This is a genomic window from Burkholderia sp. HI2500, assembly GCF_002223055.1.
Lineage (GTDB): Bacteria > Pseudomonadota > Gammaproteobacteria > Burkholderiales > Burkholderiaceae > Burkholderia.
The window spans coordinates 834602-854511 of the sequence record NZ_NKFL01000007.1 but is presented as its reverse complement, the minus strand read 5'-3'; the positions used below and the strand labels follow the sequence as shown (position 1 = coordinate 854511).

Genomic DNA, 19910 nt, shown 5'->3' with positions numbered 1-19910 from the left:
GTAAAAAATGCTGATTAAATAATGCCAGTTGATTAATTCTCGCCAGTTGTCAATCCGGTCATCCGTTTTGGTTTGATGACGGGGCGGCATTTATCCAGAAAAATCGAATAACAGATTCCGGTATTTCCTTTCTGTATTCCTAATTGCGGGAAGGATTCGGGACGTCGATTCTCTTTATGGGAAGGTGTGATTATGCGTATGCGCATGGGCTCGAATAAAAAGCGCGCGGATGCACGTCCGAAATTCCTCGTTCCGACCGGCATGCTGGTCGCGCTGGTCGGCGCCGGGGTCATTCCCGCAGAAGCACTGGCCGCCTGCACCGGAACACCCGCCGTCACCTGTACCGGCGCGACCTCCAGTTACGCGAACGGCACGAACGGCCTCAACGTCACGGTCGCCCAGGGCGCGACCGTTTCCGTGCTGCCGTTGTTCGGCGGGACCGCGATGTCGTTGACGGGCAGCGGCGTCACGCTGACCAACAACGGGACGATCGACCCCTCCCTGGCCGGCCTGAGCGTCGTTTCGAACGGCACGGTCGTCGGCAATATCCTGTCCCCGAGCACGGTCAACGTCACGAACGCGAGCACCGGCGTGATGATGGGCTCGACCAGCGGGTTGCTGGGCAACGGGCCGGCATTGACCGTCTACAACGGCATCGGCGGGACGACGAACATCACGAATGCCGGCACGATCGGCACGACCGGCATTCTCGGCTTCACCGCGGGCCCGACCGCGCAGGTGGTCACCGCGCAGGGGGGCGCGCAGGTCAATTTCACCAACGCGAGCGGCGGCGCGATCAACGGCTCCGTGGTGCTGGCCCCGAGCGGACTGGCCGGCACTGGCAATACGTTCACCAACGCGGGAACCGTCACGGGGAACGTGTCGCTCGGCGCGGCCGTCGGGACGTCGAATACGTTCAATGCGATGACCGGATCGTCGGTCGGCCTCGGTGTCGATGCGGGCCTCGGCGGCAACAACACGCTCAACCTGCAGTTGAACACGGCCGCCGGCAGCGCGGCGAACGGCACCGTCGCGGTCGATACGTTCGGCAATTTCACCCATCTCGCGGTCCAGGGCGGTACGTGGAACATCAACGGCGCATCGACCGCGTCGAACGCGTCGCTGACCGGTGGCACCGCGATCCTCAACAACAGCGGCGGGCTAGGGACGGGAACGATCGTCGTCGGCGGCGGCACCCTCGAGGCCGGCGCGGCCGGGGTGAACCTGCTCAACAACGTGACGCTCGGCACGGCGTTGACGGTCGACGGCGCGACGGGCCTCGCGCTGTCGGGTGCGCTGACCGGCGGCGGTGCGCTGAACGCGAGCGGCGCCGGCACGCTGACGCTGAACGGCGCCAATTCATTCGCCGGCGGAACGAATCTGACGGGCGGCGGCGGGATCGTCGTCGGCACCGGGACGGCGCTCGGCACCGGCGCGCTGAACGTGACGGGCGCGGGCGGCACGCTCGGCACGAGCGTCGGCGGCACGGTGCTCGGCAATGCGGTGAATCTGGATACCGGCGTCACGCTGGGCCTGAACGGTTCCGCCAACCTCGGCCTGGGCGGCGCGATCGGCGGCAGTGGCAGCCTCGCGCAAACCGGCACGGGCACAACGACGCTGTTCGGCCCCAACACGTTTGCGGGCGGCACGACGCTGAGCGGCGGCGGGTTGATCGCGGGCAACGGCGCCGCGCTCGGCACCGGCGCGCTGCATGTGAGCGGTGCGGGCGGCTCGCTCGGCACGAGCGTCGGCGGCACGCTGCTGGGCAACGCGGTGAACCTCGACGCCGGCGCGGCGCTCGGCCTGAACGGCGCGGCCAACCTGAGCCTCGGCGGCGTGATCGGTGGCGGCGGCAGCCTCGCGCAAACCGGGTCGGGCACGACGACGCTGCTCGGGGCGAACACGTTCACCGGCGGCACGACGCTGGGCGCGGGCGGTCTCGTCGCCGGCAACGGCGCGGCATTGGGCACGGGGGCGCTGAACGTGACCGGCGCGGGCGGTTCGCTCGCGACCAACGCGAGCGGCACGCTGCTCGGCAATGCGGTGAATCTCGGCGCGGGCGCGACGCTCGGCCTGAACGGTGCGGCCGACCTGAGCCTCGGCGGCACGATCGGCGGCAGCGGCAGTCTCGCGCAAACCGGCGCGGGCACGACGACGCTGCTCGGCGCGAACACGTTCGCGGGCGGCACGACGCTCGGCGCGGGCGGGCTCGTCGCCGGCAACGGCACGGCATTGGGCACGGGTGCGCTGAACGTGACCGGCACGGGCGGCTCGCTCGCGACGAGCGCGAGCGGCACGGTGCTCGGCAATGCGATCAATCTCGGCGCGGGCGCGACGCTCGGGCTGAACGGCTCGGCCGATCTCGGCCTGGGCGGCACGATTGCCGGCGCGGGCAGCCTGGCGCTCGGCGGCACCGGCGCGACGACGCTGTCCGGCGCGAACACGTTCACCGGCGGTGCAAGCTTGACGGGGGGCGGCAGCCTGATCGTCGAAGGCAACACGGCGCTCGGCATCGGCGGCGCGTTGAACGTGAGTGGCCTCGGCGGCTCGCTGAGCGCGGACCTGGCCGCCGGCGCGGCACTCGCGAACACGATCAACCTGAACGGCGCGTCGCTGACGCTGAACGGCGCGCACGACCTCGGCCTGAACGGCGCGATCAACGGCACCGGCGGGCTCGTGCTGAGCGGGTCGGGGACGACGACGCTGTCCGGCGCGAACACCTTCGGCGGCGGCACGACCCTGAGCGCCGGCACGCTGCTCGCCGGCAACAACGCGGCGCTCGGCACCGGTGCGCTGAATGTCGCGGGCGCGGGCGGTGCGCTCGGCGCGAGCGTGAGCGGCACGGCATTGGGCAACGCGGTGAACCTCGGCACGGGCGCGACGCTGGCGCTGACCGGTGCGAACGATCTCGGCCTGAACGGCGTGATCGCCGGCAACGGCGGGATCGCGCAAACCGGCAGCGGCACGACGACGCTGCTCGGTGCCAATACGTTTTCGGGCGGCACGACGCTGAGCGGCGGCGGGCTCCTCGCCGGCAATGGCGGCGCGCTGGGGACGGGCGCGCTGAACGTGACGGGTGCGGGCGGCTCGCTCGGCACGACGGTCGGCGGCACGGTGCTGGGCAATGCAATCCAGCTCGGCGCGGGCGCCGCACTGACGGTGGGCGGCGCGAACGACCTCGGGCTGGGCGGGATCATCTCGGGCACCGGCGGCCTCAATGTCAGCGGCCCGGGCACGACGACGCTGACCGCGGCCGAGACGTTCACCGGCGGCACCACGATCGGCAGCGGCACGCTGGCAATCGGCGCGGGCGGCAGCCTTGCCGCGTCGAGCCCGGTCAACCTGAGCGGCGCGGGCGCGCACTTCAGCGTGGCCGGTGCGACCACGCCGCAGTCGATCGGCACGCTGTCGGGCGTCGCGGGTTCGGCGATCGATCTCGGGGCGAACCACCTGACGCTGGCCGGCAGCGGCAGCGGCGTCTTCGCCGGCAACATCGGCGGGGCGGGCGGGCTGACGCTGTCGGGAACCGGCTCGCAGGCGCTGACGGGCAACAACACGTTCACGGGCGGCACGGCGCTGACCGGCGGCAACCTGGTCGTCGGCAGCGCCACGGCGCTCGGCCTGGGCGCTCTCGACGTCAACGGCTCGGCGTCGCTCGGCGCGAGCGTGCCGGGCGTGACGCTCGGCAACGCGGTGAATCTCGGCACCGGCGTCACGCTGGGGCTGAACGGCGCGACCGACCTGGGCCTGGGCGGCACGATCGCCGGGAACGGCAGCCTTGCGCAAACCGGCACGGGCACGACGACGCTCACCGGCACGAACACGTTCTCGGGCGGCACGACGCTGAGCGGCGGCGGGCTCATCGCGGGCAACGGCGCGGCGCTGGGTACGGGTGCGCTGAATGTGACGGGCGCGGGCGGCACGCTGGCGACGAACGTCGCCGGCACGGTGCTCGGCAATGCAGTAAATCTCGGCGCGGGCGCGACGCTCGGCCTGAACGGCTCGGCCGACCTTAGCCTGGGCGGGGTGATAGCCGGCAACGGCGGGATCGCGCAAACCGGTAGCGGCACGACGACGCTGCTCGGTGCCAATACGTTCTCGGGCGGCACGACGCTGAGCGGCGGCGGGCTGATCGCCGGCAACGGCGCGGCGCTGGGCACGGGGGCGCTGAACGTCGCGGGCGCGGGCGGCACGCTCGGCACGAGCGTCGGCGGCACCGTGCTCGGCAACGCGGTGAATCTCGGCACGGGCGCAACGCTGACCGTTGGCGGTGCGAACAATCTTGGGCTGGGCGGCGCGATCTCAGGTGGCGGCAACCTGTCGGTGAACGGCCCGGCGACGACGACGCTCACGGGGCTCGGCTCGTACACCGGCAGCACGACGATCGGCAGTGGCAGCACGCTCGCGGTGGGCGCGGGCGGCGGCCTGTCGGCGGGCAGTCTGTTCGACCTGGCCGGCGCGGGCGCGACGCTCGACCTGAGCGCGGCCACGTCGCCGCAGGCGACGGCCGGGCTAGCCGGCGTGGCCGGCTCGACGGTGAACCTCGGCGGCAACACGTTGACGCTGGGCGGCGCGGGCAACACCACCTTCGGCGGCACGATCGGCGGCACGGGCGGGCTGGCGCTGTCCGGCACCGGCACCGAGACGCTGACGGGTATCAATACGTACACGGGCGCGACGACGATCAACAGCGGCACGCTGGCGATCGGCGCGGGCGGCGGCCTGTCGGCAGGTGGCGCGGTGAATCTGGCCGGCGCGGGCGCGACGTTCGACCTCAGCGGCGCGACGTTGCCGCAGGTGACGGGCGCGCTGTCGGGCGTGGCCGGTTCGACGGTGAACCTGGGCGGCAACGGGCTGACGCTCGACGGCTCGGGCAACGCGACGTTCGGCGGCACGATCGCCGGCGCAGGCGGCAGCCTGACGCTGGGTGGTACGGGCACGGAGACGCTGACAGGCAACAACACCTATTCAGGCGGGACGAACCTGACCGGCGGCGGCACGCTGATCGCGGGCAGCAACACGGCGCTCGGCACCGGTGCGCTGAACCTCGCCGGTGCGGGCGGCTCGCTGGCGGCGAACGTCGCCGGTACCGTGCTCGGCAATGCGGTGAATCTCGGCGCGGGCGCGACGCTGGGCCTGAACGGTGCGGCCGACCTGAGCCTCGGCGGGCTCATCTCGGGCGGCGGCAGTCTCGCGCAGACCGGCAGCGGGACGACGACGCTCTCCGGCGCCAACACGTACACGGGCGGCACGACGCTGAGCGGTGGCGGGTTGTCCGTTGGCAGCAGTACGGCGCTTGGCACGGGCGCGGTCCACGTGACCGGCACAGGCGGCGCGCTCAACGCGAGCACGGCCAACATCCTGCTCGCCAACGGGTTCGATCTCGGCGGAGGTTCGACACTGAACCTCGGCGGCCTCAACGACTTCGGCCTGAACGGCATCATTTCCGGCGCGGGCGGCGTGGTGCAGTCGGGCGCGGGCACGATCACGCTCGGCGGCTCGAACACCTACAGCGGCGGCACGACGCTGAACAGCGGCGGGCTCAGCGTCGGCAGCAATACGGCGCTCGGCACCGGCGCGCTGAACGTGACCGGCAACGGCACGCTGAACGCCAGCGTGAGCGGCACGACGCTCGGCAACGCGGTGAATCTCGGCGCGGGCGCGACGCTCGGCCTGAACGGCGCGAACAACCTCGGCCTGAGCGGCACGATTGCCGGTGACGGCGGCCTCGCGCAAACCGGCTCGGGCACGACGACGTTGACGGGCCCGAACACGTACACGGGCGGCACGACGCTGAGCGGCGGCGGGCTCATTGCCGGCAACGGCAGCGCACTGGGTGCCGGCGCGCTGAACGTCTCGGGTGCGGGCGGCTCGCTCGGCACGAACGTGGCGGGCACGACGCTGGGCAACACGGTGAACCTCGGCGCGGGTTCGACGCTGACGGTTGGCGGTGCGAACGATCTCGGGCTGGGCGGCGCAATCTCGGGCAGCGGCAATCTCACGGTGAGCGGCCCGTCGACGACGACGCTCACGGGTTCGAACACGTACACGGGCAACACGACGATCGGCGGTGGCAGCACGCTGGCAGTGGGCGCGGGCGGCGGCCTGTCCGCGGGCAGCGCGCTCAACCTCTCCGGCTCGGGCGCGACGCTGGACCTGAGCGCGGCGACTTCGCCGCAGACGAGCGGGATGCTGTCGGGCGTCGCCGGCACGAACGTCAATCTCGGCGGCAATACGTTGACGCTCGCCGGTTCCGGCAATGGCAACTATGCCGGCACGATCGGCGGTACCGGCGGGCTGACGATGTCCGGTTCGGGCACCGAAACGCTGACGGGTGTCAATACGTACACGGGCGCGACGACGATCAACAGCGGCACGCTGGCGATCGGTGCGGGCGGCGGCCTGTCGGCGAGCAGCCCGGTCAACCTGGCCGGTGCGGGCGCGACGTTCGACGTGAGCGGTGCAACGACGCCGCAGACGACCGGCACGCTGTCCGGCGTGGCCGGTTCGACGGTGAACCTCGGCGGCAACAACCTGACGCTGGGCGGCACGGGCAACGGCACGTATGGCGGCACGATCGCCGGTGCGGGCGGCAGCCTGACGCTGTCGGGCAGCGGCACAGAAACGCTGACGGGCAACAACACGTATTCGGGCGGCACGAACCTGACCGGCGGCGGCACGCTGCTCGCGGGCAGCAGCGCGGCGCTCGGCACGGGCGCATTGAACACGAGCGGCGCGGGCGGCACGCTCGGCACCAGCGTGGCCGGCACGACGATCACCAACACGGTCAATCTCGGCACGGGATCGACGCTGACGGTTGGCGGTGCGAACAATCTGGGCCTCGGCGGCGCGATCTCGGGTAGCGGCAATCTCGCCGTGACCGGCCCGTCGACGACGACGCTCACCGGCGCGAGCTCGTACACGGGCAACACGACGATCGGCGGCGGCAGCACGCTCGCGGTGGGCGCGGGCGGCAGCCTGTCGGGAGGCAGCGCGGTCAACCTGTCGGGCACGGGTGCGACGCTCGACGTGAGCGCGGCCACGACGCCGCAGACGACGGGCACGCTGTCGGGCGTATCGGGCACGACGGTGAACCTCGGCGGCAACACGCTGACGCTGAAGGGTTCGGGCAACGGCACGTTCGGCGGCACCGTGGGCGGCGCGGGCGGGCTGACGCTGTCGGGCACGGGCACCGAAACGCTGACCGGCAACAACACGTACACGGGCGCGACGACGATCGGCGGCGGCAGCACGCTGGCGATCGGCGCGGGCGGCAGCCTGTCGTCGAGCAGCCCGGTCAACCTGACCGGTGCGGGCGCCACGTTCGACGTGAGCGGCGCGACGACACCGCAGACGACCGGCACGCTGTCGGGCGTGGCGGGTTCGACGGTGAATCTCGGCGGCAACAACCTGACGCTCGGCGGCACGGGCAACGGCACGTACGGTGGCACGATCGCTGGCGCGGGCGGTAGCCTCACGTTGTCGGGCACGGGCACCGAAACGCTGACGGGCAACAATACGTACACGGGCGGCACGAGCCTGACCGGCGGCGGCACGCTGGTCGCGGGCAGCAATACGGCACTCGGCACGGGCGCGTTGAACACGAGCGGCGCAGGCGGCACGCTGTCCGCGAGCACGCCCGGCACGACACTGGGCAACGCGGTGGACCTCGGCAGCGGTTCGACGCTGACGGTCGGCGGTGCGAACAACCTGGGCCTCGGCGGCGCGATCAGCGGTAGCGGCAACCTCGCGGTGAATGGTCCGTCGACGACGACGCTGTCGGGCGCGAACACCTACACCGGCAGCACGACGATCGGCGGTGGCAGCACGTTGGCGGTCGGCGCGGGCGGCAACCTGTCGTCGGGCAGCGCGATCGACCTGTCGGGTACCGGTGCGACGCTCGACCTGAGCGCGGCCACGTCGCCGCAGACGAGCGGTGCGCTGTCCGGCGGAACCGGCACGAACGTGAATCTCGGCGGCAATACGCTCACGCTGGGCGGATCGGGCAGCGGCACGTACGGCGGCGTGATCGGCGGTACGGGCGGGTTGACGCTGTCGGGCACCGGCACCGAAACGCTGACGGGCACCAATACGTACACCGGCGCGACGACGATCAACAGCGGCACGCTCGCGATCAGCGGCAACGGCAGCCTGTCGTCGAGCAGCCCGGTCAGCCTGACGGCGTCCGGCGCGACGCTCGACCTGAGCGGCGCATCGTCGCCGCAATCGACGGGCGCGATCTCGGGCGTGGCCGGCTCGACGGTGAACCTCGGGAACAACAACCTGACGCTCGGCGGCACGGGCAGCGGCACCTACGCGGGCAACATCGCCGGCACGGGCGGCGTGACGATGAACGGCACCGGCACCGAAACGCTGACCGGCGCGAACTCCTATACGGGCGCCACCACGATCAACAGCGGCACGCTGGCGATCGGCGCGGGCGGCAGTCTGTCGGCGACGACGCCGGTGAGCCTGACGGGTGCGGGCGCAACCTTCGACCTGAGCGGCGCGACCACGCCTCAGACGACGGGCACGTTGTCGGGCGTCGCCGGTTCGACGGTGAACCTGGGCGGCAACAACCTGACGCTGGGCGGTTCGGGCAGCGGCACGTACGACGGCACGATCGCCGGTGCAGGCGGCAGCCTGACGCTGGGCGGGACGGGCACCGAGACGCTCAACGGGACGAACACGTACACGGGCGGCACGAGCCTGACGGGCGGCGGCACGCTGATCGCGGGTAACGGATCGGCACTCGGCACGGGTGCGCTGAACACGAGCGGCGCGGGCGGCACGCTCGGCACCAGCGTGGCCGGCACGACGCTCGGCAATGCGGTGAATCTCGGTGCGGGGTCGACGCTGACGGTCGGCGGGGCGAACAACCTGGGCCTCGGCGGTGCGATCTCGGGCAGCGGCAATCTCGCCGTGACCGGACCGTCGACGACGACGCTCACCGGCGCGAGCTCGTACACGGGCGGCACGACGATCGGCAACGGCAGCACGCTGGCGGTCGGCGCGGGCGGCAGCCTGTCGTCGGGCAGCGCGGTCGATCTGGCGGGGTCGGGGGCAACGCTGGACCTGAGTGCCGCCACGACGCCGCAGTCGACGGGCGCGTTGGCGGGCGTAGCGGGTTCGACGGTGAACCTCGGCGGCAATGCACTGACGCTCGGCGGTTCGGGCAGCGGCACGTATGGCGGCACGATCGCCGGCACGGGCGGCAGCCTGACGCTGTCGGGCACGGGCACCGAAACGCTGACCGGCGCGAATACGTACACGGGTGGCACGAACCTGACCGGCGGCGGCACGCTGCTCGCGGGCAATGGGTCGGCGCTCGGTACGGGGGCACTGAACACGAGCGGCGCAGGCGGCACGCTCGGCACGAGCGTCGCAGGCACGACACTGACGAACGCGATCAATCTCGGCACGGGTTCGACGCTGACGGTTGGCGGTGCGAACAATCTGGGCCTCGGCGGCGCGATTGGCGGCAGCGGCAACCTGTCGGTGACCGGCCCTGCAACGACGACGATCACCGGTACCGGCACGTACACGGGCAACACGACGATCGGCAACGGCAGCACGCTCGCGGTGGGCGCGGGCGGCAGCCTGTCGGCGGGCAGTGCGGTCAACCTGTCGGGTACGGGGGCGACGCTTGACGTCAGCGCGGCCACGACGCCGCAGTCGACGGGCTCGTTGTCCGGCGTATCGGGCTCGACGGTGAACCTCGGCGGCAACACGCTGACGCTTGGCGGTTCGGGCAGCGGCACGTTCGGCGGTACGGTCGGCGGCACGGGCGGGCTGACGCTGTCGGGCACGGGCACGGAAACGCTGACCGGCGCGAACACGTACACCGGCGCGACGACGATCAACAGCGGCACGCTGGCGATCGGTGCGGGCGGCAGCCTCTCCGGCAGCAGTCCGCTGAACCTGGCCGGTGCGGGCGCAACCTTCGATGTCAGCGGCGCGACGACGCCGCAAACGACGACCGGGCTGTCGGGCGTGGCCGGTTCGACGGTGAACCTCGGCGGCAACAACCTGACGCTCGGCGGGTCGGGCAGCGGTACGTACGGCGGCACGATCGCCGGCACGGGCGGCAGCCTGACGCTGGGCGGCACGGGCACCGAGACGCTGACCGGTTCGAACACGTATTCGGGCGGCACGAACCTGACCGGTGGCGGCACGCTGGTCGCGGGCAGCAACGCGGCGCTCGGCACCGGCGCGCTGAACACCGGCGGCGCAGGCGGGACGCTGGCCGCCGGCACGCCGGGCACGACGTTGGCCAATGCGGTGAACCTCGGGACGGGTTCCACGCTGACGGTGAGCGGCCCGAACAGCCTTGGCCTGACCGGCGCGATTTCCGGCACCGGCAATCTGTCGGTCACCGGCCCGGCGACGACGACGCTGTCGGGTGCCAACACCTACACCGGCGGCACCAGCGTCACGGGCGGCGGCACGCTGGTTGCCGGCACGCCGACGGCACTCGGCAGCGGCTCGCTGAACGTCGGCGGCAACGGCGGCACGCTCGGCACCAGCGTGGCCGGCACGACGCTCGGCAACGCGGTGAATCTCGGCACGGGTTCGACGCTGACGGTCGGCGGCGCGAACAACCTCGGCTTGAGCGGGCCGATTTCGGGCGGCGGCAACCTGGCGGTCAGCGGCCCGTCGACGACGACGCTCACCGGTGCCAACACCTACACGGGCGGCACGACGATCGGCAGCGGCAGCACGCTGGCGGTCGGCGGCAGCGGCGGCCTGTCGTCCGGCAGCGCGGTGACGCTGGCCGGCACCGGCGCGACGCTCGACGTGGCTCGCGCCAGCAGCCCGCAGACGACGAGTACCTTGTCGGGCACCGCGGGTTCGACCGTGAATCTCGGCGGCAACACGCTCACGGTGGCCGGCCCGGCAGGCGGCGCCTTCGGCGGCACGATCGCGGGCACCGGCGGCTTCGCGGTGCAGGGCGGCGGCACGCAGACGCTGACCGGCGCCAATACTTACACCGGCGGCACGACGATCGGCAGTGGCAGCACGCTGGCGCTCACCGGTGCAGGCAGCCTCGCGCCGACCAGCCCGATGATCCTCGCGGGCAGCGGCGCGACGCTGAACCTGGCGGGCTCGGCCGCGCCGCAGTCGATCGGCACGCTGTCGGGCGCGACGGGCTCGAGCGTGAACCTCGGCAATACGCCGCTGACGGTCAACACCGCGGGCACCAGCACCTTCGCGGGCACGCTGTCGGGCACCGGGCCGCTGACGCTGGCCGGCACGGGCGCGCAGTTGCTGAGCGGCACGAACACGCTGTCCGGGCCGACGACCGTGGCCGGCGGCACGCTCGCCGTCACCGGTTCGCTGGCCAGCTCGCCGGTGACCGTCGGCAACGGCGCGACCGTCACCGGGACAGGCACGATCGGTGGCCTCGTCGTGTCGGGCGGCGGCACCGCTTCGGTGCTCCAGCTCGGGCAGCCGCTGAAGGTGGCGGGCAATGCGACGTTCCAGCCGGGCTCGACGCTGCAGGTCGGCGCGACGCCGCAACAAAGCGGCGGCCTCGACGTGACCGGCTCGGCCGCGCTCAACGGCGGGACGGTGCAGGTCGTCGCGGCGACCGGGCAGTATCAGCCGGGCAAGTTGTACACCATCGTGAACGCCGGCGCGGGCGTGCAGGGGCAGTTCAGCGCGGTGAACTCGACGTATGCGTTCCTCACGCCGACGCTCACGTACAACCCGGCGCAGGTGCTGATGTCGCTGGCACCGAACGGCACGCCGTTCTCGTCGGTGGCGACGACGCCGGACGGGCAGTCGGTGGCCGGTGCGATCGGCACGCTCGGCGCCGGCAATCCGCTGTTCGATACCGTGCTGACGTCGGATGCTCCGACTGCCAACCGCGCGTTCGCGCAGCTTGACGGCGATCTGCATCCGAGCACGAGAAGCGTACTGCTGTCCGACACCCGCTACGTGCGCGACGCGGTGCTCGATCGCGCGCGTCTCGGCTCGCAGCCCGGCGGTGCGTTGTGCGGCTGCGAGGCGCCGGTGTCGGCGGACGATCACGCGGCGTCGCTCGACCGGCGCCTGGCGTCGGAGAACGGCTGTACGCCGGCCAAGTCGTTCAAGCCGGCGGTGTGGGGCCGGCTGTACGGCTCGCATAGCCGGTTCGACGGCGACGGCGTCGCGTCGGTCGACCGCAACCTGTACGGCTTCGTCGTCGGTACGGATGCGGAGGTCAGCAGCCACTGGCGCGTCGGTATCGCGGGCGGCGCATCGCGCACCCTGCTCAATGCCGACCAGAACCAGTCGGCGAAGGTGAACGGCGAGACGATCGCGCTGTACGCCAGCGGCCGGTACGACGCGTGGAACGTGCGCGGTGGCCTCGCGCAGTCGTGGTACCGCGTGCACAGCGAGCGCAATCCGTCGTTCGGCGGTTTCTCCGACCACGACACCGCCAGCTACGACGCGAACGCGACGCAGGTGTTCACCGAGATCGGTTACTCGACGGCCATCCGCAACATCGCACTCGAACCGTTCGTCGGACTCGCGTATGCGAGCCTGCATACCGGCAGCTTCAGGGAGAACGGTGGCGCGGCAGCACTGCAGGGCGATTCCAGCACGACCGGCCTCGGCTTCTCGACGCTCGGCGTGCGGGCCTCGACCGATGTCGCGGTCACGACGAAGGGCAAGGTCACCGCGTTCGGGACCGTCGGCTGGCGGCATGCGTTCGGCAATACGCAGCCGGGTTCGACGCTGGCGTTCGCGAGCGGCGGTTCACCGTTCAGCGTGGTCGGCGTGCCGGTCGCGCGAGATGCCGCGGTGCTCGAGGTCGGGGTCGATGCGGCCGTCACGAAGAACCTGTCGCTGGGGTTGTCGTATAGCGGCCAGATCGGTGGAAGCTTCAGCGACCACGCGCTGTACGGCAATCTGCTGTGGAAGTTTTAAGGGGGCGGCCGCTCGCGATGTCGTTGTCGCGAGCGGCCGATGGTTGATCGATGGTTCCTTGGTTGGCTGTTCGATTCGCATGACAGAAGTTTCGTGATGCAAATCAATTGGCGTGAAACGTATGGCGCGATGTTTGACATCCCGCCTCTCCGGCCTGTCTAAACCCGTTTCAACACGTGTCGTATCGGGCGATCCGCAAACGATTCGCGCCACCTTCGTGGCGGCAGGATCCAGGCGTCATCGTTCGAGCTGTTCCGCGGTTGTCCAACCGAAATGAGGGTCTTCATGAAAACGAAAATGAACGTGAAATTGACAGGTATCGCCTTGTCGGTCGCGGCTTTGTTCAGCGTGGCCGCCAGCGCGTCCGAGGCGGTGGTCGTGACGTCCGTGCCCGGAAGCCTGAGTAATGCCGATGGCGTGATCATCGGCGGCTGGGGGGCTCGTCGGCACCGTGGCGGGTTGGGGGAACGCGATCGTCTCGGTTGGCAGCCCGACGAATGCCGGCGGTATCGCGATCGGGGCGGCAGGGTCGGCGGCGGGGAGTGCGGCCATCAATCTGGGTGACGGATTGCTCGCGCCGGTCGCGGGCTTGGCCGGCTCCGTGACGGGGGCACTCGGCGGGATGGGTGGCGGCGGTGGCGCCACAGGCGGCATCGGGGGTGTGCTCGGTACGGTCACCGGTGCGCTGGGCGGCGTGGGCGGTAGTGATCCGACTGGTGGTCTCGGCGGTGTGGTCGGCACGGTGACGGGAGCCTTGGGCGGCATCGGCGGGACTGGTGGCGCAGCGGGTGGCCTGGGTGGTGTCGTTGGCACGGTAGCCAATGCGGCAACTGGTGCGGTTGGTACGGTCACCGGTGTACTGGGTGGCGTGGGTGGCGGCGGTGGATCGACTGGTGGTCTCGGCGATGTGGTTGGCACGGTGACGGGCGCGTTGGGCGGTATTGGCGGGACTGGTGGTGCGACGGGTGGCCTGGGCGGTGTCGTTGGCACGGTAGCTAACGCGGCAACCGGCGCAGTCGGCACGTTGACGGGTGCATTGGGTGGTGTTGGCGGCAGCGATCCGACCGGTGGTCTCGGCGTTGTGGTTGGGACGGTGACTGGCGCGCTGGGCGGTATTGGCGGGACTGGTGGCGCAACGGGTGGTCTGGGCGGTGTCGTTGGGACGGTAGCCAATGCGGCAACTGGTGCGGTTGGTACGGTCACTGGCGCGCTGGGTGGCGTGGGCGGCAGCGGTGGTTCGACTGGTGGCCTCGGCGGTGTGGTCGGTACGGTGACCGGCGCGTTGGGCGGCATTGGCGGGACGGGTGGTGCGACGGGTGGCCTGGGCGGTGTCGTTGGCACGGTAGCCAACGCGGCAACCGGTGCGGTTGGCACCGTGACTGGAGCGCTGGGTGGCGTGGGTGGCAGCGGTGGTTCGACTGGTGGCCTCGGCGGTGTGGTCGGTACGGTGACAGGCGCGTTGGGCGGCATTGGCGGGACTGGCGGCGCAACGGGTGGTCTGGGCGGCGTCATTGGCACGGTAGCTAACACGGCAACCGGTGCAGTCGGTACCGTAACGGGAGCCTTGGGTGGCGTTGGCGGCAGCGGCGATCCGACCGGTGGCCTCGGTGGCGTGGTCGGCACGGTGACGGGAGCCCTGGGCGGCATCGGCGGGACTGGTGGCGCAACGGGCGGCCTGGGCGGTGTCGTTGGCACGGTAGCCAATACGGCAACCGGTGCAGTCGGTACCGTAACGGGAGCCTTGGGTGGCGTTGGCGGCAGCGGCGATCCGACGGGTGGCCTCGGTGGCGTGGTCGGTACGGTGACCGGCGCGTTGGGCGGCATCGGCGGAACTGGTGGCGCAACGGGTGGCCTTGGCGGCGTAGTTGGCACAGTAGCCAACGCGGTAACTGGTGCGGTTGGTACGGTAACCGGTGCACTGGGTGGCGTGGGTGGCAGCGGCGGATCGACTGGTGGTCTCGGCGGTGTGGTCGGCACGGTCACGGGAGCCTTGGGCGGCATCGGCGGGGCGGGTGGCGCGACAGGTGGCCTGGGTGGTGTCGTTGGCACGATAGCCAATACGGCGACCGGTGCAGTTGGCACGTTGACGGGTGCGCTGGGTGGTGTTGGCGGGACCGGTGGTGCAACGGGTGGCTTGGGCGGCCTCGTTGGCACGGTAGCCAACGCGGCGACTGGTGCGGTTGGTACGGTCACCGGTGCACTGGGTGGCGGGGGCGGCAGCGGTGGTTCGACTGGTGGTCTTGGCGGTGTGGTCGGTACGGTGACGGGCGCCTTGGGCGGCATCGGCGGGGCTGGTGGTGCAACGGGTGGTCTGGGCGGCGTCATTGGCACGGTAGCTAACACGGCAACCGGTGCAGTCGGCACGTTAACGGGTGCACTGAGTGGTGTTGGCGGCAGCGATCCGACCGGTGGTCTCGGCGGAGTGGTTGGCACGGTGACGGGCGCCTTGGGCGGTATCGGCGGGGCTGGTGGTGCAACGGGTGGTCTGGGTGGGGTCGTCGGCACAGTAGCCAACACGGCAACCGGCGCGATCGGTACCGTAACGGGAGCCTTGGGAGGCGTTGGCGGCAGTGGCGATCCGACCGGGGGGCTCGGTGGCGTCGTCGGTACGGTGACCGGCGCGTTGGGCGGTATCGGCGGGACCGGTGGTGCAACGGGTGGCCTGGGAGGCGTCGTCGGCACGGTTGCCAACACGGCAACCGGCGCAGTCGGCACGTTGACCGGTGCACTGGGTGGCATCGGCGGGAGTGGTGGTGCAACGGGTGGCCTGGGAGGCGTCGTCGGCACGGTTGCCAACACGGCAACCGGCGCAGTCGGCACGTTGACCGGCGCATTGGGCGGTGTTGGCGGCAGCGGTGGTGCGATCGGTGGCCTGGGTGGTGTCGTGGGCACGGTGGCCAACACCGGCACGGGAGTCGTCAACGCTGTCACCGGTGTCGCGGGCAATGGCGGCGCGCTGATTACGCCGATCACCAGCATCGTCGGCACCCTCGGCGGATCGCTGCCGATCGGTGCCGCCAATGGTGCAATCGGTGCGGCGTCCGGCGCGGTAACCGGAATCGCCGGCAGCGGCACGGCGGCGATCACGCCGATCGCATCCGCCGTCACGTCGCTGATCGGACCTGCAACGAGCGGCGTCGGCGGCATCATCGGCTCCGGAACCGGCGTCATCAACGGCGCAAGCGGTGCAGCCGGATCCCTCGCGACGGTGACGACCGGCCTCGCGGGCACGCTGGCGAACACCGTAACCGGTACGACCGGCGCGATCGCAGGCACGTTGCCGGCACTGAGTGTCGCACTCAACGGCGGCACGGCAGCCGGTGCAGTCGGAGGTGCGACCAACGCAGTCGGCACACTTGTCTCCGGCGGCGCGACGATCGTCAACACGGCGGTGCATTCTGTCGGTTCGGCTGTCGGCTCGGTGGCCGGCGTCGTCCCGGCACTGGCTGTCTCGCTGAACGGCAATTCCGGGCAAGGGGGCGGCGCTGTGACGGGTGGCGGTCTGCTGGCACCGGTGACGGCGCTCGTCAGTTCGCTCACCGTTCCGGTGGTCAAGAAGTAGGCGAAGTCGCTTCCGCGGCCGCCGCATGGATTGGGCGGCCGCTACGTTTCATGTTCGACACGATCGACGGTCGCGGGATGGCGGGCTCATCACTTGCGACACGCCATCTCCATCCCCCCGTTTTGAACAACCTGTCGAGCGCGTCATCCGCAATGCAACTGACGGGACGTGGGCTCATCCCGGAATGGCGCGGGAACGCTGACCCTTGCACGTGGCGATCCAGGCAATGACATTGCGTCGACGTTGAATATCCAACGTTCCGGATTAGATGGAGGGCGCGCCAGCGTCCCGTATCCCTCGTGGCATTGGGCAATCCCGTGTCCCGAATAACCGCAATGCATTCAGTGAGAAATTCGCTTCGGTTTCCGATACGAACCGTTTCGCCGACGCCGCTTCGCGCGTTGCGTCCGTGCCGGCGTCCGGCGTAGACGAGGCGTATCTCCGCGATGCCAACCTGAATGGCGATGTCCCGCGGCCATGTCAGGAGCGACGCGATATCACGGTAGAGAACGTCTGCCGCTCCCGCCTGGGCGTACCCGTTCCGCACGAGGTCTTTGTCCGACGGCACGGCTTTTTCCAACACTTCGTCCTGGCGCCAATTCCTATCAGGGAAATCCCGGTAGTCCGCACGGGTATCAAACGCGATTAACTTATATCAAACAAATTTTGACGACGATTTATGTTCCTGATATGGTTTTTCGCACCTGCAAAGCGCGTCCCGCTTGCATTGGTGATTGGCGAAAAGTTCGCGTGCTTCTCCAGCGGCTGAACCGGACGCTCGATCAGCCTGCGACGGCGGTCGGCATTTCCATAGCGCTTGTTGTCGCGGGTGGAGCGTGGCCCGGTTTCGTCTTCGCCCACTTCGCTCGTGGGTATGGCGTGAGTGTGGAACGTGACGACCCAATGCTTCTTCGAATTGCCATTGAAGAAACGTTCGGTTCCGCGTGGCGATCCGCTCGAGTTTTTCGGCTTCGCGGATTCGGCACATCTGTTCGTCCGGATGGCGAATTCGATAGCAGCTGGAGCGACAACGGAAGCAAGGCAGCGGCTTTCGTCCAGGCGGGACGCCGCGATGGTTCCAATCGATGGAATGCGGGACAGGTCGAGATGCGAGGCGCCTTCCTGCATGAAATTTTGAGGATAACGAAATGATCGAGTCGAATATGCCGATCTGGCGAACATGAAGCCGGCTGCTGCAACCTGAGACGACGTGCAGCCCATGCGCCGTCATCTGCCTTCGAATACAACAAAACCCGTTTCAAACAATCCCGCAACCACTCCTGACAGTGAAATACAGATGAAAAACAAGAAAATCAAGGTCAGCGTTATCGCTGTTGCCGCCTTCGCAGCATCGTCGGCAGCAATGGCACAGTCGTCGATCACCCTGTATGGCATGCTCGATGCAGGTATCGGCTACACGTCGAACATCAATGGCCACAAGCGGTTCGGCCTCGATGGTGGTGCCGCAGGTTCGAACAAGTGGGGCCTCAGGGGGACGGAGGATCTCGGCGGCGGCCTCAAGGCGATCTTCAAGATCGAAAACGGCTTCAACATTGGTACGGGCGGCATAGGCGGCCAGGGGCCCATCGGTTCCACGCGCTCGTTGTTCAACCGCCAGGCATACGTATCCCTCGCTTCCGATCAGTACGGTACCGTGCGTCTGGGGCGCCAGCTCGACGCCGTGACGGAAATGGTTCAGGTCCTGACGGGCGACGCCATTTCGGCGTCGACGTTCTCGACCCCGGGCGACGTGGACAACAACGACAACACGACGAACCAGAACAGCGCCGTGAAGTACATTTCGCCGCTCATCCACGGCTTCCAGGCCGAAGGCGCGTACTCGTTCGGCGGCGTGGCCGGTTCGATGGGTTCGGGCCAGTCGTGGTCGGTGGCGGCGAACTACGCTCAGGGCGGTCTGACGGTCGCCGGCGGCTATTTCCATGCGGCAAACCAGGGTGAGAACGGGTGGATGAACGCAACGGCGCAGCCGAGTTTCGGTGGTGCGCTGGGCTATCCGAGTTCGGGTTACAACGGCGGCAATGCATTCAAGAGCGCGGGCATCGCGCAAGTCGCCACGCAATATCAGATTGGTCCGTACACGGCCGGCTTGCGCTACTCGAACGCGCAGTACCAGGGCAACGCCGGCCAGCCGTCGATTCACTTCAACGTGCTGGGTGCGCTCCTGCAGTACCAGGTAACGCCGGCGCTGTCGCTGGCGACCGGGTACACGTATGTCTACGGCTCCGCGGCCACGCCCGCGCTGGCTGCCGAGGGCCGCACGATGGCGTCGATCAACCAGGTGTCGCTGGGTGCGACGTACTCGCTGTCGAAGAGCACCGCGCTGTACGCGATGGGCGGGTACGTTCATGCCAAGGGCGCGCAGGCTTCCGTTGCGGACTTTGGCAACACCGCATCGGGCGGCAACCAGGTTCAAGTCAACATCGGCATGTACCACGGCTTCTGATCGCCGGCGTGGAAGTCCGGAGTAGTGGTTGCACTACTCCGGCAGAGCAGCATTCTTCTGGCAGCGCCCCACCTCGGGCGGGTGTCGTGAGCTGAAAATTCTTCTCATCGGTCGTTCGTTCTGCAGACAGTGACGAAGTTGCTGTATGGCAGGACGATCATTCCGCATCCGCTCCGCATTGCGTACAGCGGCGAATGGCGGTTGCTGGGATTTCCAATGTTCGACGGGCCGCTTCTGGCGGACATCAACCGCCAGGTCGCGCTCAGATTCCCATCCGCTCCGCGACACCGTCCCGATCGACGAACTTGTGTTTCAGTCCGGCCGCGACATGCATGACCAGCAGCAAGCCAAGCGTCAGCACCAGCGCGCGATGCAGCGAATCGGTCAGGAGTCGCAGCGGTTCGTCGCGGCCAACCAGCACCGGCAATTCCGTGATGCCGAAGAAACTGACCGGATGGGCACCAGCGAGGCGGTGCACGTAGCCGGTCAGCGGCACGAGACACAGCAGCAGGTACAGCACGCCGTGCAGTGCACCGGCGATCCGCGCCTGCCATGCCGGAACACTGGCCGGCAGCGGCGGCGGCGTATGCGTCGCACGCCACGCGAGGCGCGGCACGGTCAGCATGAAGATCAGGCTGCCGATCGACGCGTGATAGAACAGGATGCCGTTGAACTGAGACGAGTTGTGCGGAAAGGTATCCATGTAGATCCCGATCATCAGGTTCAACAGGATCAAGATGGCGATCGACCAGTGCATGGCGATCGCGAAGCGTGTGTAGGCGACGTGGTTGGGGTGTGACATTGCGGTCTCTCCGGTTCGGTTGGGCGTCGTGCACCGGCTCGTTCGGCGTGGTGAGCGGCCTGACGCCCCGATATACCGGAGTCGGCCTGGTTTTATTCCCGCGGCACGGATCGATCGCCATTCCTTTCATGTGGAAGGCAATCGATATGTGTTGAAAGGAATCGAGT

General features: G+C 69.4%; 6 protein-coding genes. 4 read left to right on the top strand and 2 right to left on the bottom strand.

The window, feature by feature from the left end; translation table 11 throughout:
- The first annotated feature begins 192 nt into the window (after positions 1–192).
- The 3 genes from CFB45_RS36075 (at position 193) to CFB45_RS36070 (ending at position 16477) form a co-directional block, all read left to right on the top strand.
- Complete coding sequence (locus tag CFB45_RS36075) at positions 193–12915, top strand: autotransporter-associated beta strand repeat-containing protein (protein WP_089429853.1); 12723 nt, start codon at positions 193–195, stop codon at positions 12913–12915.
- A 285-nt stretch (positions 12916–13200) separates the two neighbouring features.
- On the top strand, positions 13201–13479 hold the full coding sequence (locus CFB45_RS39235) for a hypothetical protein (RefSeq protein WP_179255132.1): 279 nt from the start codon (positions 13201–13203) through the stop codon (positions 13477–13479).
- Between the two features lie 4 nt (positions 13480–13483).
- Positions 13484–16477, top strand: a complete 2994-nt coding sequence (locus tag CFB45_RS36070) for a beta strand repeat-containing protein (protein ID WP_179255131.1) — start codon at positions 13484–13486, stop codon at positions 16475–16477.
- 645 nt (positions 16478–17122) lie between these two features.
- On the opposite strand, the gene CFB45_RS38820 is transcribed toward CFB45_RS36070, so the two are convergent.
- Entirely contained in the window at positions 17123–17659 is a 537-nt protein-coding gene (locus CFB45_RS38820) for a hypothetical protein (protein ID WP_143329935.1), read from the bottom strand.
- A 115-nt stretch (positions 17660–17774) separates the two neighbouring features.
- Between CFB45_RS38820 and CFB45_RS36065 the strand changes: the two genes are divergently transcribed.
- Positions 17775–18941, top strand: coding sequence for a porin (locus CFB45_RS36065; protein ID WP_089429852.1), 1167 nt, complete (start codon positions 17775–17777; stop codon positions 18939–18941).
- A 262-nt stretch (positions 18942–19203) separates the two neighbouring features.
- On the opposite strand, the gene CFB45_RS36060 is transcribed toward CFB45_RS36065, so the two are convergent.
- On the bottom strand, positions 19204–19743 hold the full coding sequence (locus tag CFB45_RS36060) for a cytochrome b (protein WP_089429851.1): 540 nt from the start codon (positions 19741–19743) through the stop codon (positions 19204–19206).
- Between the last annotated feature and the right edge of the window lie 167 nt (positions 19744–19910).

Coding starts and splice junctions, on each gene's coding strand:
- CFB45_RS38820 (WP_143329935.1), bottom strand. CDS start 17,659: ATGTTCGCCAGATCGGCATATTCGACTCGATCATTTCGTTATCCTCAA.
- CFB45_RS36065 (WP_089429852.1), top strand. CDS start 17,775: ATGAAAAACAAGAAAATCAAGGTCAGCGTTATCGCTGTTGCCGCCTTC.
- CFB45_RS36075 (WP_089429853.1), top strand. CDS start 193: ATGCGTATGCGCATGGGCTCGAATAAAAAGCGCGCGGATGCACGTCCG.
- CFB45_RS36060 (WP_089429851.1), bottom strand. CDS start 19,743: ATGTCACACCCCAACCACGTCGCCTACACACGCTTCGCGATCGCCATG.
- CFB45_RS39235 (WP_179255132.1), top strand. CDS start 13,201: ATGAAAACGAAAATGAACGTGAAATTGACAGGTATCGCCTTGTCGGTC.